Raw genomic sequence first — 21,080 nt, 5'->3', positions numbered from 1 at the left:
AGTGTCCTAAGTTTCAGATATATTTAGGGTTGAAAGGAGTTATAACTTGTCAAATATCGATTTAACTAAGAATGAAGTTGAGGAAGATAAACATCAAGAGGATGAAGTTTTTTTCTCAGTAGATGTCGTTATTAATAACTTTATACATAGAGTGTTAGATATAGAGGATTGCGCTAGTAATTTTATTACGTTAGCAGTAAGTAACTATCAGGCAAATGCGGAGCGTTTAAAATTAGAACTAGCAGAATGTCAGGATCTTCTAAAATCTGAAGAAGAGCAAGAAAAAAAACTCATTGCTGTTAGGCGCTTTCGTCAGTGTGATAGAGAGGTTGAACGGCATAACAACTCTAACCCTGTCGAGGTTTTGGAGAAAAGTTTATTTATTAGCTTATTCTCTGCATTCGATAAATATATCGGAGATTTAATCGCGGTTATTTACTCGATAAATCCAGAATTATACAAAAATATAAATAGAGAAATACAATTATCTGAAGCACTTACTTACAACTCTATAGAAGAGTTGAGGGAAGTTATATTAGATAAAGAAATTGAAACAATAAAAAAGAAAAAGACTACATAGAGCAGTTTAATGACCTTGAAAAAAGATTTTCAATTAAGCTAACTAAATTTGAGGCATGGCCAGTTTTTATAGAAATGTCCCAAAGACGAAATTTATTTACTCATTGTGATGGTATTGTGAGTAAACAGTATCTAGATATATGTAAATCAGTAGGGTATAAGTCGAAAAATATTCCTTCAGTAGGTGAACAATTAAAAATAGGTGGTGAATACTTTTATCACAGTTGTCATATCATGGTTCAAGTTGCAGTTATGTTAGGACAGACACTTTGGAGAAAAACTTCACCGGGATGCATATCTGAAATAGATGAAAGCCTAAATTCATTGATATTTGATTTCTTACATACCGAGGATTGGAGCAAATCAATAACATTATGTAAGTATGCTAAAGATTTGCCAAAAATTTCAGATGATTTAATGGAAAGGATGTTTTCGATTAATTATTCTATTGCGCTTAAAGCAATTGGAGAAAACTCTGCGGCAAAAAAAGTATTAGATACAAAAGATTGGACAGCAACCACTTACGACTTTAGATTAGCGTATGCTGTAATATGTGATGATTTTGAAGAAGCAGGTAACTTAATGTGCCGCATTGGTAAAGAAGGGGATTTGGTTTCTGAAATGGCCTATCATGATTGGCCATTATTTAGAGATTTCAGGGAAAGTACTGAGTTTTTTGAAAATTATGAAAAAGTATTCGGCTATAAATATTCTTCGAAATTAAACTCTATAGTCGATAAAAAAGATTCAGAAATATCTGAGTTAGCAGTGGTTAATGAAAGTTGAGATTTCATATTATTTTCAATAAGGATTCTCACCCATCGCAATGGCCACACAAAAAATCCGTAAATCCAGCTCTAGCTGGTGATACTCTGGCTCCATATGACAGCACAGTTTATAAAAGCCTTTGTTATGGTCTTTTTCTTTAAAATGCGCGAGTTCGTGCACCACTAATGCTTTTAATAATGGCTCAGGGGCGCGCAATAAATCGCTGTTTATTGCTAAATCGTGCTTGCGGGTTTTACCTTGCATACGGTACGTGTGGGTACCGAGCGCATTGGTGACCATATCACCTTGTTTTTTAAACGCAGCGCGTCCAAATGGCGGGGCGTTTTTTAAATACTGCTTTTTAAGCTCAGTGGCGTAGCTATACAGTAACTTATCACTGGTAATACGATGCGCCTGCGGGTACTTTTTAAGTAAATACTCACTTACCTTTCCTGCTTTTATTAGGCTTAATACTTGCTCAACGATATTGGCAGGGTAGCCGGTAAAGTAACGTGCGTATTCACTCATTATTGTCTCTGTATTTTGAATTTATTTTTAAAAAAGTGCTTGCTGGTGGGCTTCTTTTTCGCCACTAAATGGATTGAGTACATTGTGATTATACCCCAAATCTTGGCAAAACTGGCGAGCCAGCAGCGGCGCTTCGCGGTTATCAGCGGTATGAAAAAACACATAAGGACTTTTGCCCTCATCAAGCCACTGGGTTACTTTGCTAAGCCAAGGCTGATAAAAGGTCTTATAATCGTTTTCTAAGTTAGCAATAACGAAGCGCGCCATAGGCTGCGAGCCCGTAGCAATAGCGTGAACTGGTAAATGCGGTTTTTTCTGTTGTGCGTCTATTAGCGCTTCGGTGGTTGGCTTTACTGCAAAGAGCGCCCGAGTATCCATAGCAATACGGTTTATATTATGTGCCATTAAAAGCTGATTAAGTGCGATTTCGGCCTCACCTTTTTTAAAAAAATCAGGGTGGCGTACCTCAACCCCATAGTTTAGCTCTTTAGGAAGTAACTCAATAAAAGCGGCAAGCTTAGCTAAATGTTGTGGCGCAAACGCTTTAGGTAATTGCAGCATTATTTGCCCTGTTTTTTCAAATAGAGGGGCGAATAAATTAAGCCAATTAGTTAGCTCATGTTGCACGTTAGTAAGTTGGAGTTCGTGACTAAAGCGCCGATGAAACTTAAAGGTAAATTTAAACTCATCGGGTACACTGGCAGCCCATCGTAATACAGTGTCAGGCAAGGGATCGGCATAAAAACTGGTGTTACCTTCTACCGAATTAAAATGCTGCGCATATTCGCTAAGCATATCGGCATTTTTACACTGGCGTGAAAATAAATTTCCTTTCCATGCGTTGCTCGACCACTGCGGGCATCCAATATATAGCATACAAACAAAAGCCTTGATATAAAGTGCCGGTAGTGTAACAAATAACAAAACAGTGCGCTGTAAATTCCACCCCGAAAGGTAAACACGCCCTAGCATCTTCAACCGACTTGGGTATAATGCAGGGCTTAATTTGATTATTTTGAATTGCTAGCGGCTTTATTTTCATTTTGGTGTTTATAAAAACTTTTAAAACAACAGTGTTTAACCGCTATATGCCTTTTATCTGACAGGAAAACTATGCGCTCTATATACTGCGGACAGCTAAATAAAACTCACGTAGATCAGGAAGTTGAACTATGTGGCTGGATCAACAAACGACGTGACCTTGGTGGACTTATCTTTGTCGATTTACGCGATAGAGAAGGTTTAGTACAAGTTGTATTCGATCCGGAAGTTGAAGGATTAATGGAAACAGCTAACAAACTTCGTCAAGAATTTTGTGTTCAGTTAAAAGGGATTGTACGCGCTCGCCCAGACAGCCAAGTAAATAAAGACATGGCTACCGGTGAAGTAGAAATTTTAGGCACGGGTTTAACGATTATTAACCGCTCTGAGCCTATGCCACTTGATTTTAACCAAGTGAACTCAGAAGAGCGTCGTTTAAAATACCGTTACTTAGATTTACGTCGTTTAGAAATGAGCGACCGTATTAAATTACGTGCTAAAGCAAGCAGCTTTGTACGTCGCTTTTTAGATGAAAATGGCTTTTTAGATATCGAAACGCCAGTATTAACTAAAGCAACGCCAGAAGGTGCGCGTGATTATTTAGTACCAAGTCGTGTACACAAAGGTAGCTTTTACGCATTACCGCAGTCGCCACAGTTATTTAAGCAATTGTTGATGATGTCGGGTTTTGACCGTTACTACCAAATTGTTAAATGTTTCCGTGATGAAGACTTACGTGCTGACCGTCAACCTGAATTTACTCAAATAGATTTAGAAACCTCGTTCATGAGCTCTGATCAAGTACGTGGTATGACAGAGAAAATGATCCGTGAAATGTGGCAGTCATTACTAAATGTTGATTTAGGTGATTTCCCAATTATGCCTTACTCTGAGGCAATGAGCCTATATGGTTCTGATAAGCCAGACTTACGTAACCCAATGAAGCTTATTGATGTAGCCGATTTAGTAAAAGACGTAGAATTTAAAGTATTCTCGGGTCCAGCAAATGATGAAAAAGGCCGTGTTGCAGTGCTAACTGTTCCAGGTGGTGCATCACTTTCTCGTAAGCAACTAGATGATTACACTAAGTTTATTTGTATTTACGGTGCTAAAGGCTTAGCATGGATGAAAGTAAATGACCGTGATGCAGGCGTTGAGGGCGTGCAATCGCCAATCGCTAAATTCTTAAATGAAGATGTGATCACGCAGTTACTTGAACGTACTAATGCACAAACAGGCGATATCATTTTATTTGGTGCGGATAAACGCAACACCGTAAATGAAGCCATGGGCGCACTTCGTTTAAAAATTGGTATTGATTTAGAAATCACTAATTTAGATAGCTGGGCACCACTTTGGGTTGTTGACTTCCCAATGTTTGAAGAAGATGACGAAGGCACACTACACGCTGTACACCATCCATTTACTGCACCAAAAGATATTAGTGCCAGTGAGCTTGAAGCAAACCCAGCAGCGGCTATTTCAGATGCTTACGATATGGTATTAAACGGCTACGAAGTGGGCGGTGGCTCGGTACGTATTCACAATGCAGATATGCAAGAAGTAGCATTTAGAATTTTAGGTATTGAAGCGCAAGAGCAGCAAGATAAATTTGGTTTCTTACTTGATGCACTTAAATACGGCACACCGCCGCATGCAGGTTTAGCGTTCGGTTTAGACCGTTTAGTTATGTTGCTATGTGGTACTGATAACATTCGTGACGTTATTGCTTTCCCTAAAACCACACAAGCATCGTGCTTATTAACCGATGCGCCTAGCAAAGCCAATGCAGATTCATTGACTGAGCTTGCTATCAACGTTGTTGAAAAAGCTGAAAAACCAGCTGAATAAGTTATTACACCGTGCTTAATTGCACCGACTTTAAAAACCCTTAGGCCTATACCCAAGGGTTTTTTTATGATTTACTTTAAGCTTAACTAATTAATAATAAGGAAATAAAATGTCTTTTAATGCGACCCTTTTAGGTCTTATAGTTCTCGTTTTAATACCGATATTTGGGCTAGTTAGTTATTTCTTAGGAAAGCGTAAAACAACAACTCCTATAATAGTCGGTATTATCGGTGGCTTTTTAGGTTTGGTGCCGATACTTGGGCTTATATTTATTGCTGTATTAGCTTTAAAGAGTGATTTACCTAAAAAGCCGTCTGATGTTTTCACAAAATGATTATTATGAGCACGAATTCTTCAAGGTTAAAGCAACAGCTCAACGTTTTAGTGGCATTGAATTTGAGCAATGCCAATTTATTGAGTGTGACTTTAGCCACAGTCAATTCAGTAACTGTCGTTTTATCGATTGTGAGTTTATCAATTGCAATTTGAGTGATTTAAGTTGGAACTATAGTTCATTAGAAGAGGTGGATTTTAAAGGCTGTAAGCTCAATAGCATAGTTTGGGGACAAGTAAATTGGCCGCAATTAGCGCTAACGTCACCGGTGAGTTTTAAACAGTGTGAGCTGAGCCATAGTTCGTTTTTTGAATTACAGTTAAAAGCGTTAACAATGACGAACTGTTTTGCCAAAGATGTCGATTTTAGACACGCTAACTTAGCTCAAAGCAACTTCTCGGATACTGACTTTAGAGACAGCCTGTTTCATCAAACTAATTTGAGTAAAGTAAACTTTGTTGGCGCAACGCAATTTAATATTGATATAACAAGCAATGATGTGAGTAATGCAAAGTTTGAACGGCTTGAAGCGTTAAATCTATTAACAGGACTTGATATCGAGCTGGTTGATTAGCCGCAAGAGCTTACGGCTAATACGTTATTATATTTACTATTAGCAAGCAGGGCCATTTTTGTTGCGCGCGCTAGCAAGTGCACGGGCTATGCTCAGTAGCTCTGGCGAAATATCATCAGCGCCATCTTTAATCAGTTTAGTTACATCACCTGATGAATATAAGCTATCACGCGGCGATTTAATTCCCAGCTCTCTCACAAAATCTTTGGTTTTACCTGTACTGCCGGTTTCAATGAACTTAAAAATAATCCGTTCATTGTTACTTTTCGGCTCGGCTTGTAACACTTTAATTTCTTCTTGGTAGGCTTCAATTCTGCTTTGGAGAATGTCGATGCGTTGTTCAATGCTGCTATATGATTTCATGAATGGATTCTTTTGCGATAATAGTAAAACAATAATCGCTATTATCGCACAAATTAGCAAAGGCGCGCGCTAACCTTTATAATAAAAATTAATGTTAGTTAAAAATGTATAAGTAATACAAGGGAATACATGTTAAAAATTATAAAAAAGCGTTTAATGTTAAGTGCACTGACTTTAAGCACTATGCTATTTGCATCATCAAGTTATGCCCAAGACGATGCAATCATTGATGAAAGTCGTAATCGCTCTATACCTGTAAATATTACCCTACCAGCTAACCACCTTAAGTGCAGCGCGCAAGTCAAATGCCCAGTGGTATTTGTAAATGCAGGGTATGGCATTAGCCACAATGAATACACTTTTGCGAGTAAGTTATTTAATGCGCAAGGTTATTTAAGCATTGCGGTAGCGCATGAGCTTAAAAGTGACCCTGCACTTAATCGTGCGCAGCCATACCTAACTACTCGTATGGAAAATTGGCACCGGGGTGTTGTAACACTCAAATTTTTAGTTAATGAGCTAAGTGTTAAATACCCTGAGTATGATTTTACAAAACTCACTTTATTTGGCCACTCAAATGGTGGAGATATTTCAGCCTTGTATGCAGCTATTTACCCAAGTGAAGTAAGCCAATTAATTACGCTCGATCACCGCCGCATGTTATTGCCACGCAATAAAAACACACGCGTGCTCACACTTCGAGGTAGTGATTACCCAGCTGATACAAACGTGCTTTTAACCGACCAAGAGTTAACGGTTTATCCCGTTACGCAAACGTTGATAGCAGAATCACGTCATAACGATATGTACGATGGCGGGCCTAAATGGCTGGTGGATAGAATGAGTAAAGAGGTAGCGGCGTTTTTAGAAAATTAAACGATACAGTCAGTTTTTAAATTAAAATCCTAAATATAGCGCAGGGCTTACTGCGCTATTTTAGTTTTAAGTTACTCTACCAGCTCACTAACCACCAAAGGGCTGTTATGTAGCGTTTTATGCACAGGGCATTTATCAGCTATTTCGAGTAATCGATTTCGCTGAGCGTCAGTTAAATCACCTTGTAAGGTTATTTTGCGAGTAATGGCCTCTAGATTGCCGGTTTTTTCACAATCATCACAATCTTGGTTGTAATTGCGGGTATGATTAAGCTCTACTTTTACATGCTCTAACGGTAACTCTTTGCGACTTGCATACATGCGCAGTGTCATTGCAGTACACGCTCCAAGCCCAGCGAGTAAATGATCATAAGGATCTGGGCCTAAGTTTTTACCACCAACATCAGTAGGCTCATCAGCAAGCCATGTATGGCTTTTAGTACTCACGTGCTGAGTGAATTGATGATCTTTTTCTTCAACCAATACACTGCCGTTAGTTAATTTGGCATTGTAAGGTGTTTTATCGTATTCAACATAGCGATTAGCCCATGTAGCAATGACATCGGCTGCGTAGTTAGCGTCTTCTTTATTGCTGAGTAAATGATCGGCGTTATCTAAACTAATAAAGCTTTTTGGATGCTTAGCAGCTGCGTAAATTTTTTCGGCTTCACTAATATTTACTGTTGCATCAATAGGGGAGTGCATGACTAACAAAGCACGCTTAAGCTTGCCTATATGGCTGTTATCGTATTTAGCGATGTCATCTATAAATTGTTTTTTAATCGTAAATTCCCGCCCAGCTAAACACACTTTTGCTTCACCCGATTGGTTTATTTCATCTAAATGAGCAGCAAAATTATGGGTAACGTGCTGAGCATCCGATGGCGCACCTATAGTCGTAATGGCCGATACTTCGGGTATGTGCTCTGCTGCTGCAAGCACCGCAGCACCACCTAAACTGTGGCCTATCAATAACTGAGGTGCTTTAAAGTGTGTTCTTAAGTGATTGGCTGCAGCCACTAAGTCTTGAATGTTTGATGAAAAGTTACTGTTGGCAAAGTCACCATCGCTATTACCAAGCCCAGTAAAATCAAAGCGTAATACAGCAATGCCTTGCTGAGTGAGCGCGCGACTTATTCGTGTTGCAGCCGCTACATCTTTAGAGCAGGTAAAACAGTGAGCAAATAAGGCATAAAATTTCAGTTCACCAGAGGGCTGTTCAAGTTGTCCAGCGAGTTCTAATTCACCGCTTTTAAAAGAAACTTTTTGTCGCATGTAGAGAGCCTTAACAAGTTGATATAGTGTGTGATGCTGATAAGGAATAGATTGGTACGATGGGGTGAAAATTCAATACAAGCGTTATTTTGATCTTGATCAAGGCAGAGAAGGCTTGCTTATTGAGTGCGGACATATGTCCTTATAATTTCAAGGGGGTTTGTCTATCCTCGCACAGCATAAAAATGCAGCCTTTATTACTTGAATTAAGTAGTTAAGCTATATTTGAATGTAATACTAATTTCGTGTAGACCTGTGGCTTAAGCGAATTAGTAAATGGCTTCTAACAACCTACTTACTGGAATGTACCATGCAATTACCTACAGTTGATTATAAAGCGGACGATGCGGCTGCGCAATTTGTTGAATCGTTGAGAAATACTGGTTTTGGCGTATTAAAAAACCATCCTATTCCGCAATCTTTAGTTGAGTCTATTTATAAAAATTGGCAAGACTTTTTTAACTCAGAGCAAAAGCATGAGTTTTTATTTTCAAAAGAAACGCAAGATGGTTATTTTCCACCGTCGGTATCAGAAGTAGCTAAAGGCCATACGGTAAAAGACATTAAAGAGTACTTTCATGTTTACCCTAAAGGCCGTGTTCCTGCACAATTAGAAGCAGATGTTCGTGAGTACTACCGTTTAGCTAATGAATTTGCGGCAACATTATTAAGTTGGGTGCAGGCTGAAGCGCCTGAAGAAGTGCGTGCTAAGTTCTCTATTGATTTAAAAGATATGATTGCCCAGTCTGAGCAAACGTTGTTACGTATTTTACATTACCCGCCAATGACAGGTGATGAAGAGCCTGGTGCTATTCGTGCTGCTGCGCACGGTGATATTAACTTATTAACCGTATTACCGGCGTCAAATGAGCCAGGCTTACAAGTACAAAAAACCGATGGCGGTTGGTTAGACGTGCCATGTGATTTTGGTAGTCTAATTATTAATATTGGTGACATGTTACAAGAAGCATCGGGTGGCTACTTCCCATCAACGATTCACCGTGTAATTAATCCATCGGGTAAAGCAACAACCAAATCACGTATTTCATTACCATTGTTTTTACACCCTCGTCCAGATGTGGTGTTATCTGATCGCTACACAGCAGATAGCTACTTACAAGAGCGTTTACGTGAGTTAGGTGTAAAATAATCTTTTAGTATTTGTAATGCTCAGGTAAATAAAAAGCGGCTGTTTAGCCGCTTTTTTAGTATTTGTGTTTATTGATTTGGCACAAAGTAAATAATGGCATGCATTCTGAGCCACTAAAGGTATAATGCGCGCAACTGGCCACTTTGGCCTAATTTGAAATAGAGAGTTTATATGAGTTTTGATGGTTTAGGTTTATCACAGTCTTTAGTTAATGCGGTTTTAGAAAAGGGCTATGAAACGCCAACGCCTATTCAGGCTCAAGCTATTCCAGCAATTATTGCACGTCGCGATGTAATGGCCGCAGCGCAAACCGGTACCGGTAAAACCGCTGGTTTTACTTTGCCGCTTATTGAGCGTTTATCGTCGGGCACTAAAGCAAAAAGTAATCATGTTCGTGCGCTTATTTTAACGCCAACCCGAGAGCTTGCGTTGCAAGTAAGCGAAAACGTTGAAGAATATGCTAAGCATTCAAACGTGAGTTCGTTTGTTGTTTACGGTGGTGTTAAAATTAACCCACAAATGCAGCGCCTGCGCAAAGGGGTTGATATTTTAGTGGCGACACCAGGGCGTTTAATTGATTTACACAATCAAAACGCGGTTAAATTTGATAGCGTTGAAGTACTGGTTTTAGATGAAGCCGACCGTATGTTAGACATGGGCTTTATCCATGACATTAAACGCCTGATTGCAAAAATGCCTGAAAAGCGTCAAAACTTAATGTTCTCAGCAACGTTTTCGGATGATATTCGCGCGCTGGCAAAAGGGTTAATTAACGACCCCGTTGAAATTTCTGTTGCGGCTAAAAACACTACCGCAAAAAGTGTCACGCAAAGCGTATACGCAGTAGACAAAGCACGTAAAACGGCCCTATTAAGCCATTTAATTCGTAGCAACGATTGGCAGCAAGTACTGGTATTTAGTCGTACTAAACACGGTGCTAATCGTTTAGTTAAGCAACTTGAACGCGATGATATTGTTGGCGCGGCAATCCATGGCAATAAATCTCAGGGCGCGCGCGTTAAAGCACTAGAGGGCTTTAAAAGTGGTGAAGTGCGCGTATTAGTGGCAACCGACATTGTTGCTCGTGGTTTAGACATTGTTGAATTACCGCATGTTGTAAACTACGACTTACCTAATGTATATGAAGATTATGTTCACCGTATTGGCCGAACTGGTCGTGCGGGGGCATCAGGGCATGCTATTTCGTTTGTAACGGTTGACGATGCAGTAGATTTATACGGCATTGAGCGCTTTATTGGCGAGCTAATTCCACGTGCTGAAGAAGAAGGTTTTGAACCGGCTAACCCTGTTGCTGAGCGCGCACTCGATGCACGCCCGTTACCGGCTAAAAAGCCAAAGAAAAAACAACCATTTAATAAGCCTAAATCAGATAGCAGCAAACCTAACAGCAAAAAGCCTAACAATGGTGGCAATGGTACAGGCCCACGTCGTGGTGGCTCTAAAAAGCCAGCAGCTAAAACCGATGATAATCCACAAAACCCATGGGCAAAGCGTCAATCGGTTGGGGGCAGTGGTCAACGCCGTCGTCGTCCAGCAAATAACGACTAATTAGGTTTAGTTCGTTTTAATAAAAAACGCGCTTACTTTTACTGGTAGCGCGTTTTTTAATGCCTATTTTAAAGCTTTACTAACCGATTAAATAATTAACTGCTAATCCTACAAATAAAGTAACACTGACGCTCAGTAACGTTCCTAGCATCACATATTCAGTGAGTTGTTTATCTTTGCTGGCACTTAAGTCGCCAAATCTAAACACCGATTTAGCGGCAATTAAAAACCCAAGCCCTGCAAACTGATCTAATAAAATAAATGTCAGCATAAGTACTCTTTCAAGCATACCAATACTTTGTCCTGCTAAGGGGAGGCTACCATCACTAGAAAAGTGATTAGTTAAACGCTCTAACATCATTCTTATAAATACCGCACTGGGGCTTAAAATAATAAGGTAACCAGCTATAACCCACAGTACTTTTTCGTTGTGCAATAACGCCATTACATTGTCAGTAAATTGCTGATCGTCAGTGAGCCAAATACTTATCGCAATAATGACAGTGATATGTGCAATTTGGTCTAATAAAAAAGGCACTACGCCTTTATTTGAATACGATTTAGCAATATCAATAAAGTAGTGACTGATCATAATAATAACGGTGGCCAGTAATACGCTGCTCAGTTGTTGCCAGCCAAAGCTATATTCCCAAAGTGCAACAACGACTGTACTGGTAACTCCGTGAACCAATATATGGTAGTAAAGTTTTTTTGCTTTAAAATGGCGGCTGTTTCTGTCGTTTACCCAACTCATGGGTTGCCAATAAAAATCAGCCAGTAGATGGCCAATAATCAGTGCGACGAGCAATAGTGAAAATTCCATTAGTCATGTCCTTGCTGTATAGCTTTAAGCCATTGTTGCGCATGTAAAATAAACCGTTCTACCAGCTGGTAGTTAGCAAGATTAAGTAGCTTAGTAACGTTTTCGCGGCTGGTGTTGAGCTCTTTAGCTAAGGCTGCATGGTTGTTATTAGTATGGGTTAAATACACATACAAAGCATTTGCTTGTTTTTGGGTTATTTTACACAGTAATATATCGACAAACGCTAAGTTTAGCTTGAAGCTCTCATCAACCGATTGATCTGCAATAGCAAATGTAAAACGCTGGTTTGTCATTTTATCTAATCCCTGCCCAGAGAGAGTAAACGCTGAGCCTGTAGCGGTTTTTGTACTCGTACCTGGGTTATCTATGTGGCCCAATGCCATACTTTGGCGCAATTCATAGCCGGCAGATTTTAACTGTAGATAAATGAGAATAGCGGTGGTAACTAACTGTTCACTTTTATCGAGTTGCAGTTGAAATGCATCCCCACGGTAAATATCCCAAGATGTTGTTTTATTGCAATTTGCACGTAAACTTTGCTCTAGCTGGTAAAGCATGGCATCGTATTGTTGTTTAGGTATTTTTTGCGATTTAATAATATCGCCGCTGATCACACCAATCATAAAAATCCAGATAGATTATTTATATGTAACTAATTTAGGTTACATTGTTAAATGTAACCTTATTTGGTTACATTGGGTTTGGTAACTAATTTAGGTTACTTAACACGCAATTGCAAGTATTACTCATTAGGACATAAGAATGACCTCACAACCAAGCAGTAAACCTCGTGTAGGTATTTTTGTCGATGTACAAAATATTTATTACACCTGTCGTGAAAGCTACGGTAAAAACTTTGATTACAATGCCTTTTGGCGAATGATGGAGCAACAATACGACATTGAGTGTGCGTTTGCTTATGCAATATACCGAGGTGATGAAAAGCAAAATCAGTTTCAAAATATTTTGCGCGCTATTGGCTTTGAGGTAAAGCTTAAGCCGTTTATTCAACGCCGTGATGGCAGTGCCAAAGGTGACTGGGATGTAGGTATAACCATAGATATGCTAGAGCAGGGGAAAAACCTTGATAAAGTTATTTTACTCTCTGGTGATGGTGACTTTGCGTTATTACTGGGGCATTTAAAAAATCAATATAATGTTCCGTGTGATGTATACGGTGCCGATAAATTAACCGCAGAGGTGCTAAAGCAAAGTGCCGAGCAGTTTCATTTAATAGACAAACAGTTACTACTTTAAAAAATAGTAACACTGCATTCTTTGGTTGATTTTTGAGCAGGATGTGTGCCTTAAACATGAGAGTTTCTAATACAGTGGGTACATAGATTAATTAAGCCTAATTTAGGCTTTTTTTATGGCGCTAATAAATTGGGTTTAGTGGATGAGTATGGTAATTTTAAGATTCAATTAGTATCAAGGAATTACATGCTTAACTACAGTAATATGCCGTTAGACAGAGGCTCAAATGCGCGCAAAGACCTTGCTTGGGTTGACGCAAAAAAAACAGCAGACAGTTTATGGCTTTTAGTTAAAGGCAATCATACCTTATTTGCTAACAGTAGCCCTGAGGTGGTGTACTTAGCTCACCAACAGGTGGCGCATTTAGATGTAACGCAGGCTATTCTTTTAGGCTCAAATGAGCAAGGTAATGCCGTATTTGCACTAGATGTAACTGCACTCGAAGAGTCGTTATTAGTAACTATTATTGGTGATGCCCAGTTTGCAGATATTCGTCAATATGGTACTCAAGTAGCACTTGAAGATGGCTCAAATGCAGCGCTTGCTCGTGGGTTATGTTACTGGCATGCCACTCATAGTTTTTGTGGCCGCTGTGGTACTAAAAATCACTTAGTTGAAGGAGGGCATTCACGTTTATGTGATAACGCAGCCTGTTTGCACCAAACTTTTCCGCGTACTGATCCTGCGGTTATTATGGTAGTAACTAAAACATTTTCTGATGGGGTTGAACGCTGCTTATTGGGTCGCCAAGCAACTTGGCCAAAAGGATTGTATTCATCGCTTGCAGGCTTTGTTGACCCTGGTGAAACCCTTGAACAAACCGTGATCCGAGAAGTAAAAGAAGAGGCGGGTATTACTGTGGAAAAAGCTGAATATATTGCTTCGCAACCTTGGCCGTTTCCTTCGTCAATTATGCTAGGTTTTATTGCCACAGCAAGCAGTGATGAAATAAGCACAGAGCAAGATGAACTTGAAGATGCAAAGTGGTTTTCTCGCGAAGAACTTGCGCAATTTAAAGATTGGCACCATCAAGGGGAGCATTTAAAGCTACCTAGAGCTGATTCAATTTCGCGTTATTTAATTGAATATTGGCGTACTCAGATAGAAGGATGAATCATGTCGAGCAAAAATAAAAATACTCAGTTAGTCTCATCAGGGCGCAAAAAAGCGTACACCCATGGGGTAGTAAATCCAGTGGTACAGCGCGCTTCAACGATTGTGTTTGATTCTGTGAGTGAGCTTAAAGAAGCGGCTAAAACACGTGGCGACAAAACCTTGTTTTATGGCCGAAGAGGGACGACCACTCATTTTGCTCTGCAAGAGGCAATTACCGAACTCGAAGGCGGTGAGGGCTGTGCGTTATACCCATGTGGCGCGGCAGCGATAAGCCAAACGCTGTTATCATTTTTAAAGTCCGGTGATCATATTTTAATAGTGGACACTGTTTACGAGCCAACCCGTGATTTTTGCGACAAGATATTAGCTGGGTTGGGTATTAGTACGACCTATTATCCGCCAATGATTGGCGCAGACATAAAAGAGTACATTCAAGACAATACCAAAATGTTGTTTTTAGAGTCTCCGGGTTCAATTACCATGGAAGTTCAAAACGTTCCCGCCATGGTAAAAGTGGCAAACGATCATAATGTAATGACAGTGCTTGATAACACCTATGGCAATGGCTTGCATTATCGCCCGCTTGAACATGGTGTTGATATTAGTATTCAAGCCGCCACCAAATATATTGTTGGCCACTCCGATGTGATGATGGGGGTTGCTGTAGCTAATAAAAAGTATTGGCCAACACTTCGTGAACACTCTTATTTACTCGGGCAATGCACCAGTGCAGATGATGCGTATTTAGCACTACGAGGCTTGCGTACCATGGCAGTGCGATTAAATCAGCATGAAAAAGCCGCGCTAGAAGTAGCAAAATGGCTTGAGCAACATGCGTTGGTGGATCATATTCGCCATCCTGCGTTTACAACATGCCCAGGCCATGAGTTTTTCAAACGCGATTTTGACGGCAGTAATGGTTTATTTTCGTTTGTAATGAAAGCGGGTAATCAACACGCCATAGATGCTTTTTTAGATAGCTTACAACATTTCAAAATGGGCTTTTCGTGGGGGGGCTTCGAGAGCTTAGTAACGGCAAACCTATCAATGAAAGGGCTGCGCTCGCAAACAGGATGGGAGCATGGACCTGTTATTCGTTTGCACATTGGTTTGGAAGATGTTGAAGATTTAATTGCCGACTTACAGCAAGCATTAGCTATTTATGAGCAACATTTATAATTACTAATTGTTTAAATTACATTATTTGTTACAAAGCCTACCTCTGAGTAGGCTTTTTTTTGCTAGCAATTCAACGTGTTTACACTTAGTGTTGTTAAATAACGCTTATTTTAAATTATGAACAACGTCATTAAGGATAGTCAATGGCAACACCATCACCAGTTAACGTAGGGCGCTTAACCCAAATCGCGGGTTTTGAGCTGGTACGTATGTTTTTAACTAAACGAGGGCTTATTGCACTGGCGGCTTTTGCGCTAGTGTGGCTTGTTATTTTACGTTACCCCATAGGCCAAGCTGTAGGTATAATCAGCTCGCCAGACTTTGAACAAATAGCCCGTGATATTTCCGGCTCTATTGGATTAAGTAAGTTACTTGATTGGCCTGAAGCCGAATTTGCTATGTATTGGCTTATTGCTTTGTATAGTTTTCCTGTTTTTAGCTTATTTATTTGTAGTGATCAAACCGTCGGTGACAGAGAGCGCGGTACGCTAAGGTTTTTATCATTACGCTCAACTCGCTTTGAAATACTCTTTGGTCGATTTTTAGGGCAGTTAGCGGTACTAACCTGTTTAGTTGGCATCACGCTTATAGCGACATTGGCGGTGCTCGGGTTTCGCGAGCCGAGCTTACTTGCTGGTGGCCTTGGTCGTGCTGTTTCAATATTTTTAATACTCATTGTTACTTTTACGCCGTTTGTAGCCTTAATGAGCTTAATTAATACTTTTGCGAGCTCATCTCGCTTATCTATTGTATTAGCTATTTTATATTTCACAGCCGGCGGCATTATTGTTGGATTACTGGAGTGGCAAATACCCGCATTAAGTGTGCTTGATTATTTATTCCCTGGTGTGCAAATAGAGTTATTAGCTGGACAAAACTTACCGTTATTGAGCGCATTAGCTATTCCACTTGGGCAAACAGCGGTGTTACTTGCAGTTGCCCAACGTATTTTTGCAAGGAGCTCATTATGAAATCATTAATAACAGGGCGTAATTTAAGTAAATCATACGGCTCAAAACTGGCTCTTAATAATGTGAATTTTGAGATTCAAAAAGGCGCGCCAGTTGCATTAGTTGGCCCTAATGGCGCAGGGAAAACCACTTTATTTAGTTTGTTGTGTGGCTATATCGCACCTAGCATGGGTGAGCTTGAAATACTCGGCCATAAACCAGGTAGCGCGGCTTTATTTAATAAAGTGAGTGCGTTACCACAAGATGCACAGCTAGATCCGCGTTTTAATATAGATAAACAACTTAGCTTTTATGCCAAGCTACAAGGTATGGGCACCAAGCAAAGCCAAATAGAGGCACTTCGAGTATTAGATTTAGTGGGTCTTAGCGAGGTTGCAAAAAACCGCGCAGGGGACTTATCTCACGGTATGCGCAAGCGTGTAACCATAGCACAAGCATTAATTGGTTCACCGCAAATTGTAATGTTAGATGAAGCCACCGCAGGGCTTGATCCGATTCATGCCAGAGAGGTCAGAGAGCTGGTGTCTGAACTGTCGTCTCAAGCGACGTTTATTTTAAGCTCTCATGATTTAACTGAACTAGAACGACTTTGCTCCCAAGTACTACATTTAGATAAAGGCATATTCAGCGAGCATCAAACTAAAGCGGCGAATACTGATAAGCACTTTTATACCTTAATGCTAAGTGAAGCGTATCAAAATGTGGAGCAACAACTGCAAGCAATTGAGGGTGTGAGTCGTGTTTATATGAGTCAACATAAAGAGTATGTGATTGAGTATCAACCAACTAGCGATTCACTTGACATCGCGCTGTTGCAATTTTGCCGCCAACAGAATTGGCAGTATAGGCAGTTAGTAAATGGTCATACTCTAGAAAATCAAATATTTAAACAGGAGAAACTATAATGGGATTATTTAGTGGTTTAATGGGTAACGCCAGTGAAGTGGATGACGCCGATTTAGAAAAAGTATTGGCTAATACGCTTATTGAAGGTGAGCGAGTTGAAAAGGCGTATAAAGTAGTTCGTGATATGTTTATCTTTACTAATAAGCGACTAATTTTATTAGATAAACAAGGTGTGACTGGTTCTAAAATGGAAATGATCAGTATTGCTTACTCTAAGATAACTAAGTTCAGTAAAGAAAGTGCGGGGCACTTTGATTTAGATGCAGAACTGAAAATTTGGGTTGGATCTGATCCAAATCCTATCAGCAAAGACTTTAAAGCAGGCGATAACATAAATGATGTTTATAGGATAATCAGCCAGTACTCATTATAGAAACAACCAAAAAGCGGTGCAAAATTAAAGTAATTGTTTACAGTTTGTTGCGATTACTTTAACATAAAATTCTCCAACATTTTCTTACAATTTCCCTAACAAATACAATTGCTTGGTTCAGTTTTCGTTCAGTTTCGCAGCGTTAGCATACCCCCACTTTAGCAATGCAGTTAAAGTACAAAAACAATGTACATAGGGATGTTTCATTATGAAAAAATTAGCGATTATTATTTCAGGTATTTTATTATCAAGTGCTGCACACGCTGCAGATAGCTATCAATCAATCAGTAACTTAGGTTATGCAGATACTGATAACAACGATACTATTAGTGTGGACTCAACTTACTACTTCTCTCCTAAAAGCACACTAGGTCCATACGACCAATTTGAATACATCAATAAGCAAAGCAACGTATTTGGCGGCTACGCAGATGACGACTTTGGCGATGTAACTGCTATTGGCGGTGAATACTTCGTTGAAGATTTTATGGTTGGTGCGTCTTACCAAAATGCTGATTACAACTCTAATAACGAGTTCTATACACTTTCAGCTGGTTACTTTTTCAACCCTGACTTACTTGCAAAAGTAAGATTTGTTGATAAAAAAGACGGCGATAACGTTACATTATTTTCTTTAGCATACAACCACATGCTTAACGATACAGATTACGTAGGTATCACTGTTGAATCAGATGATGATTTTGACTCTCGTTCAGTAGCTGCTAAATATTTCATTGATTTACAGCAAGGTAACTACCTAACTGTAGAAGGTACATTTATGAGCCTTGATGAAGCAGATGACCAGTGGAACGTAGAAACAAACTACTACTTTTCAAAAGCGACTTCTGTGTTTGCATCTTATGATAAAGAAGACAACTACACCTTTGGTGCTCAACACTTCATCAATAAAAATATTGGTTTAAAAGTGGGTTACGGCAACAACGCAGATGACTCAGATTACGATGCTTACTTTGCTAACATGCGTTTTCAGTTTTAATTAAGCGTTTAATCGCATAAATTAAACCAGTTAAGTAGTGAAAAGCCCACATTTGTGGGCTTTTTGCTGTGTGTAATAAATGTGTAATCCTACTTATCGTTATATTTTAAATTGCAATTGGCTAGGCTCATCATTTAGTTGCACTCGACTGGCTAGCCATTGTATTTAAATTAAGATCGGTCATAATTAAATCAGTGTTTTTATAACTGTAAAGGAATGTGCTTATGTCAGTATTTATTATATTACTGGTTGTGGTGATCGTGGTGTTTGCGATTAAAGATATCCGCCTTAATTTAATTACCCGACCCACTTTTAAGATGTTTAAAAAAGTATTGCCGCCATTATCGCAAACTGAGCGAGAAGCAATGGAGGCAGGTGATGTGTGGTGGGATGGGGAGCTATTTAGTGGTGATCCTGACTGGCAAAAGTTACATAATTACCCGCGCCCACAGTTAAGTGAGAAAGAAACTACGTTTATTGAAAATCAGGTCGAAGCGTTATTAGCTATGCTTGATGACTATAAAATAGTACAAAAAGATAAAGACTTACCCAAAGAAGTCTGGGATTTTTTAAAAACCGAAGGTTTTTTTGCAATGATCATCCCAGAAAAATTTGGAGGATTAGAATTTTCAGCCATTGCTAACTCTACCATAGTGTCAAAAATCGCCACTAAAAGCTTAACCGCTGCAGTGACGGTAATGGTGCCTAATAGCTTAGGGCCGGGTGAGTTATTACTTCATTACGGAACAACTGAGCAACAAAACCGCTGGTTACCGAGCCTGGCAAAGGGCGACGATGTGCCTTGTTTTGCATTAACCGGTCCAGAGGCCGGTTCAGATGCCGGCAGTATTTCCGATTCAGGCGTGGTATGCAAAGGCGAGCATGACGGTAAGGAAGTTTTAGGGCTGCGTTTAAATTGGTCAAAACGTTACATTACCCTTGCGCCTGTGGCGACAGTACTTGGCCTTGCATTTAAAATGTATGACCCAGACGGCTTGTTAGGCGATGAAAAAGAACTGGGTATTACGTGTGCACTAATACCAACCGATCATCCGGGTGTTAAAACCGGCGAGCGTCATTATCCACTCAATATGGCGTTTATGAATGGTACAACTTACGGTGAAGACGTATTTATTCCGCTTGATTGGATTATCGGTGGTCAGCAAGGGGCTGGGCGCGGTTGGCGCATGTTGGTTGAGTGTTTAAGTGCTGGGCGTGGTATTTCGTTACCGGCATTAAGTACTGCAACAGGGCATTTAGCGGCTAAAATGACTTCGGCTTATTCAGTTGTTCGTCAACAATTTGGTGTGTCAATTGGTCAATTTGAAGGGGTTCAAGAAGGGTTAGCACGTATTGGTGGCTTAACTTATGCGCTGGAATCGTGCCGGTTAATGACAGCTGGCGCCATTGATTTAAAACTAAGTCCATCGGTAGTGACTGCTATTGCAAAATACCATATGACCGAAATGGGTCGAACGGTAATGAATGATGCAATGGACATTCATGCAGGTAAAGGGATTCAGGTTGGGCCTAATAACTATTTAGCACATGGCTATATGGGTATTCCAGTTTCGATTACGGTTGAGGGCGCTAATATTCTTACCCGTAATTTAATGATATTTGGCCAAGGCGCAACTCGTTGCCATCCGTTTGTATTAAAAGAAATGGAAGCGGCAGCAATGGAAGATGATGACGCCGCACTTGAGCAATTTGATGGCCTACTGATGAACCACATTGTATTTGCCATCAGCAATGCAAGTATGGCTTTAGTGCATGGCTTAACTCGCAGCCATTTTGCCAAAGCGCCTGTATGTGGAGAAACCGCAGCTTACTATAAACAATTAGGGAGAATGAGCCGAGGACTTGCGCTTACAACTGATGTTGCAATGCTCATGTTAGGCGGTGAACTTAAACGCAAAGAGATGATATCAGCGCGTTTAGGCGATGTATTAAGTCATTTATATATTGCTTCTACTGTATTAAAGCGTTTTGAAGATGAAGGGCGTCAACAGGCTGATTTACCTTTCGTTAAGTATGCAATAGAGACATCGTTGTATGAAATAGGCCAAGCATTTGATGGCTTCTTTAAAAATTTCTCTAACCCGGTGGTTAACTTTGCCCTCAAACGCATTGTGTTTCCGTTAGGCAATCATTATCACAAACCAAGTGATGCAACTTCACAACGTATTTGTGAGCACATGACGCAACCTGGCGTGTTTAGAAATAGGCTTACTCATTTGTGTTACATCGATGAGAGCGCCGGCACTGGGGTGATGGAAAATGCTTTTTTAGCGATGCACGACATGCAAAATCAATTTAAACAGTTAAAACAGTGGCAACGAAAAGGTAAGGTACCTGCTACTTTTGATATTGAACAAGCTGTTGATTACGCTCTTGAGCATGAATTACTCACTAAGCTAGATGCTGAGGCTATGCATCATGCTAACAGATTGCGAATGCAGGCTATTGCGGTAGATAACTTTAAATCTGAAGATATCTAACCTGATGCCAAAGCAATAAAGAAGATAAAAGTAAAAAAAGCTACTTATTA

At 39.9% G+C, this 21,080-nt stretch carries 22 protein-coding genes; 16 read left to right on the top strand and 6 right to left on the bottom strand.

Annotation, left to right across the window (positions count from 1 at the left end):
* The first annotated feature begins 46 nt into the window (after positions 1-46).
* Together P20311_RS18525 and P20311_RS18925 are read left to right on the top strand one after the other, a co-directional pair.
* Positions 47-580, top strand: a complete 534-nt coding sequence (locus tag P20311_RS18525) for a hypothetical protein (protein ID WP_008111635.1) — start codon at positions 47-49, stop codon at positions 578-580.
* A 116-nt stretch (positions 581-696) separates the two neighbouring features.
* A complete protein-coding gene (locus P20311_RS18925; RefSeq protein ID WP_138922255.1) occupies positions 697-1,365 on the top strand; it encodes a hypothetical protein in 669 nt (222 codons plus the stop codon).
* 15 nt (positions 1,366-1,380) lie between these two features.
* Here the strand turns inward: P20311_RS18925 and P20311_RS08205 are convergent, their stop codons facing one another.
* Positions 1,381-1,875 (bottom strand): M48 family metallopeptidase, encoded by a 495-nt coding sequence (locus tag P20311_RS08205; protein WP_008111632.1) that lies wholly within the window; start codon positions 1,873-1,875, stop codon positions 1,381-1,383.
* A gap of 27 nt (positions 1,876-1,902) precedes the next feature.
* Entirely contained in the window at positions 1,903-2,751 is an 849-nt protein-coding gene (locus tag P20311_RS08200) for a DUF72 domain-containing protein (RefSeq protein WP_008111629.1), read from the bottom strand.
* A gap of 237 nt (positions 2,752-2,988) precedes the next feature.
* Here P20311_RS08200 and aspS point away from each other — a divergent pair, with 237 nt between their 5' ends.
* The 3 genes from aspS to P20311_RS08185 all read left to right on the top strand — a co-directional run bounded on the left by aspS (position 2,989) and on the right by P20311_RS08185 (position 5,675).
* Positions 2,989-4,767, top strand: coding sequence for an aspartate--tRNA ligase (aspS, locus tag P20311_RS08195; protein WP_008111627.1), 1,779 nt, complete (start codon positions 2,989-2,991; stop codon positions 4,765-4,767).
* Between the two features lie 109 nt (positions 4,768-4,876).
* Positions 4,877-5,101: a hypothetical protein gene (locus tag P20311_RS08190; RefSeq protein WP_008111625.1), complete on the top strand. Its 225-nt coding sequence runs from the start codon at positions 4,877-4,879 to the stop codon at positions 5,099-5,101.
* Positions 5,085-5,675: a pentapeptide repeat-containing protein gene (locus P20311_RS08185; RefSeq protein WP_008111623.1), complete on the top strand. Its 591-nt coding sequence runs from the start codon at positions 5,085-5,087 to the stop codon at positions 5,673-5,675. The genes P20311_RS08190 and P20311_RS08185 overlap by 17 nt, the downstream gene beginning before the upstream one ends.
* Positions 5,676-5,714: 39 nt before the next feature.
* Here the strand turns inward: P20311_RS08185 and P20311_RS08180 are convergent, their stop codons facing one another.
* Positions 5,715-6,038: a hypothetical protein gene (locus P20311_RS08180; protein ID WP_008111621.1), complete on the bottom strand. Its 324-nt coding sequence runs from the start codon at positions 6,036-6,038 to the stop codon at positions 5,715-5,717.
* 129 nt (positions 6,039-6,167) lie between these two features.
* On the opposite strand from P20311_RS08180, the gene P20311_RS08175 reads away from it, so the two are divergent.
* On the top strand, positions 6,168-6,914 hold the full coding sequence (locus tag P20311_RS08175) for an alpha/beta hydrolase (protein WP_008111619.1): 747 nt from the start codon (positions 6,168-6,170) through the stop codon (positions 6,912-6,914).
* A gap of 71 nt (positions 6,915-6,985) precedes the next feature.
* On the opposite strand, the gene P20311_RS08170 is transcribed toward P20311_RS08175, so the two are convergent.
* The gene (locus tag P20311_RS08170; protein WP_008111617.1) at positions 6,986-8,188 is read right to left on the bottom strand and encodes a bifunctional alpha/beta hydrolase/OsmC family protein; all 1,203 of its coding nucleotides are present in this window, start codon (positions 8,186-8,188) and stop codon (positions 6,986-6,988) included.
* 310 nt (positions 8,189-8,498) lie between these two features.
* On the opposite strand from P20311_RS08170, the gene P20311_RS08165 reads away from it, so the two are divergent.
* Together P20311_RS08165 and P20311_RS08160 are read left to right on the top strand one after the other, a co-directional pair.
* The gene (locus tag P20311_RS08165; protein ID WP_008111615.1) at positions 8,499-9,338 is read left to right on the top strand and encodes an isopenicillin N synthase family oxygenase; all 840 of its coding nucleotides are present in this window, start codon (positions 8,499-8,501) and stop codon (positions 9,336-9,338) included.
* A 171-nt stretch (positions 9,339-9,509) separates the two neighbouring features.
* The gene (locus P20311_RS08160) at positions 9,510-10,907 is read left to right on the top strand and encodes a DEAD/DEAH box helicase (RefSeq protein ID WP_008111613.1); all 1,398 of its coding nucleotides are present in this window, start codon (positions 9,510-9,512) and stop codon (positions 10,905-10,907) included.
* A 79-nt stretch (positions 10,908-10,986) separates the two neighbouring features.
* Here P20311_RS08160 and P20311_RS08155 read toward each other — a convergent pair whose 3' ends face one another.
* Together P20311_RS08155 and P20311_RS08150 are read right to left on the bottom strand one after the other, a co-directional pair.
* Positions 10,987-11,730: a DUF3307 domain-containing protein gene (locus P20311_RS08155; protein ID WP_008111611.1), complete on the bottom strand. Its 744-nt coding sequence runs from the start codon at positions 11,728-11,730 to the stop codon at positions 10,987-10,989.
* Positions 11,730-12,353 (bottom strand): hypothetical protein, encoded by a 624-nt coding sequence (locus tag P20311_RS08150; protein ID WP_008111609.1) that lies wholly within the window; start codon positions 12,351-12,353, stop codon positions 11,730-11,732. Before P20311_RS08150 ends, P20311_RS08155 begins: the two co-directional genes overlap by 1 nt.
* A gap of 139 nt (positions 12,354-12,492) precedes the next feature.
* On the opposite strand from P20311_RS08150, the gene P20311_RS08145 reads away from it, so the two are divergent.
* The 8 genes from P20311_RS08145 to P20311_RS08110 all read left to right on the top strand — a co-directional run bounded on the left by P20311_RS08145 (position 12,493) and on the right by P20311_RS08110 (position 21,030).
* Entirely contained in the window at positions 12,493-12,987 is a 495-nt protein-coding gene (locus P20311_RS08145) for an NYN domain-containing protein (protein ID WP_008111607.1), read from the top strand.
* A gap of 186 nt (positions 12,988-13,173) precedes the next feature.
* A complete protein-coding gene (gene nudC / locus P20311_RS08140) occupies positions 13,174-14,100 on the top strand; it encodes an NAD(+) diphosphatase (RefSeq protein WP_008111605.1) in 927 nt (308 codons plus the stop codon).
* A gap of 3 nt (positions 14,101-14,103) precedes the next feature.
* On the top strand, positions 14,104-15,282 hold the full coding sequence (locus tag P20311_RS08135) for a cystathionine beta-lyase (RefSeq protein WP_008111604.1): 1,179 nt from the start codon (positions 14,104-14,106) through the stop codon (positions 15,280-15,282).
* Positions 15,283-15,425: 143 nt separating this feature from the next.
* Positions 15,426-16,253 carry an ABC transporter permease subunit gene (locus P20311_RS08130; RefSeq protein WP_008111602.1) on the top strand — a complete coding sequence of 276 codons (828 nt, stop codon included), beginning with the start codon at positions 15,426-15,428 and terminating at the stop codon, positions 16,251-16,253.
* Positions 16,250-17,158, top strand: coding sequence for an ABC transporter ATP-binding protein (locus P20311_RS08125; protein WP_008111600.1), 909 nt, complete (start codon positions 16,250-16,252; stop codon positions 17,156-17,158). Before P20311_RS08130 ends, P20311_RS08125 begins: the two co-directional genes overlap by 4 nt.
* Complete coding sequence (locus P20311_RS08120) at positions 17,158-17,532, top strand: PH domain-containing protein (protein WP_008111597.1); 375 nt, start codon at positions 17,158-17,160, stop codon at positions 17,530-17,532. The genes P20311_RS08125 and P20311_RS08120 overlap by 1 nt, the downstream gene beginning before the upstream one ends.
* A gap of 208 nt (positions 17,533-17,740) precedes the next feature.
* Complete coding sequence (locus P20311_RS08115) at positions 17,741-18,529, top strand: putative porin (RefSeq protein WP_008111593.1); 789 nt, start codon at positions 17,741-17,743, stop codon at positions 18,527-18,529.
* A 224-nt stretch (positions 18,530-18,753) separates the two neighbouring features.
* Complete coding sequence (locus P20311_RS08110) at positions 18,754-21,030, top strand: acyl-CoA dehydrogenase (RefSeq protein WP_008111592.1); 2,277 nt, start codon at positions 18,754-18,756, stop codon at positions 21,028-21,030.
* The last annotated feature ends 50 nt before the right edge of the window (positions 21,031-21,080 follow it).

Source organism: Pseudoalteromonas sp. BSi20311 (assembly GCF_000239875.1).
Classification (GTDB): Bacteria; Pseudomonadota; Gammaproteobacteria; order Enterobacterales; family Alteromonadaceae; genus Pseudoalteromonas.
This window is presented reverse-complemented; position numbering and strand designations above follow the sequence as displayed.

Coding starts and splice junctions, on each gene's coding strand:
- P20311_RS08110 (WP_008111592.1), top strand. CDS start 18,754: ATGTCAGTATTTATTATATTACTGGTTGTGGTGATCGTGGTGTTTGCG.
- P20311_RS08155 (WP_008111611.1), bottom strand. CDS start 11,730: ATGGAATTTTCACTATTGCTCGTCGCACTGATTATTGGCCATCTACTG.
- P20311_RS08165 (WP_008111615.1), top strand. CDS start 8,499: ATGCAATTACCTACAGTTGATTATAAAGCGGACGATGCGGCTGCGCAA.
- P20311_RS08115 (WP_008111593.1), top strand. CDS start 17,741: ATGAAAAAATTAGCGATTATTATTTCAGGTATTTTATTATCAAGTGCT.
- nudC (WP_008111605.1), top strand. CDS start 13,174: ATGCTTAACTACAGTAATATGCCGTTAGACAGAGGCTCAAATGCGCGC.
- P20311_RS08130 (WP_008111602.1), top strand. CDS start 15,426: ATGGCAACACCATCACCAGTTAACGTAGGGCGCTTAACCCAAATCGCG.
- P20311_RS08150 (WP_008111609.1), bottom strand. CDS start 12,353: ATGATTGGTGTGATCAGCGGCGATATTATTAAATCGCAAAAAATACCT.
- P20311_RS08180 (WP_008111621.1), bottom strand. CDS start 6,038: ATGAAATCATATAGCAGCATTGAACAACGCATCGACATTCTCCAAAGC.
- P20311_RS08200 (WP_008111629.1), bottom strand. CDS start 2,751: ATGCTATATATTGGATGCCCGCAGTGGTCGAGCAACGCATGGAAAGGA.
- P20311_RS08205 (WP_008111632.1), bottom strand. CDS start 1,875: ATGAGTGAATACGCACGTTACTTTACCGGCTACCCTGCCAATATCGTT.
- P20311_RS08160 (WP_008111613.1), top strand. CDS start 9,510: ATGAGTTTTGATGGTTTAGGTTTATCACAGTCTTTAGTTAATGCGGTT.
- aspS (WP_008111627.1), top strand. CDS start 2,989: ATGCGCTCTATATACTGCGGACAGCTAAATAAAACTCACGTAGATCAG.
- P20311_RS08190 (WP_008111625.1), top strand. CDS start 4,877: ATGTCTTTTAATGCGACCCTTTTAGGTCTTATAGTTCTCGTTTTAATA.
- P20311_RS08185 (WP_008111623.1), top strand. CDS start 5,085: ATGTTTTCACAAAATGATTATTATGAGCACGAATTCTTCAAGGTTAAA.
- P20311_RS08135 (WP_008111604.1), top strand. CDS start 14,104: ATGTCGAGCAAAAATAAAAATACTCAGTTAGTCTCATCAGGGCGCAAA.
- P20311_RS08125 (WP_008111600.1), top strand. CDS start 16,250: ATGAAATCATTAATAACAGGGCGTAATTTAAGTAAATCATACGGCTCA.
- P20311_RS08175 (WP_008111619.1), top strand. CDS start 6,168: ATGTTAAAAATTATAAAAAAGCGTTTAATGTTAAGTGCACTGACTTTA.
- P20311_RS08120 (WP_008111597.1), top strand. CDS start 17,158: ATGGGATTATTTAGTGGTTTAATGGGTAACGCCAGTGAAGTGGATGAC.
- P20311_RS08170 (WP_008111617.1), bottom strand. CDS start 8,188: ATGCGACAAAAAGTTTCTTTTAAAAGCGGTGAATTAGAACTCGCTGGA.
- P20311_RS08145 (WP_008111607.1), top strand. CDS start 12,493: ATGACCTCACAACCAAGCAGTAAACCTCGTGTAGGTATTTTTGTCGAT.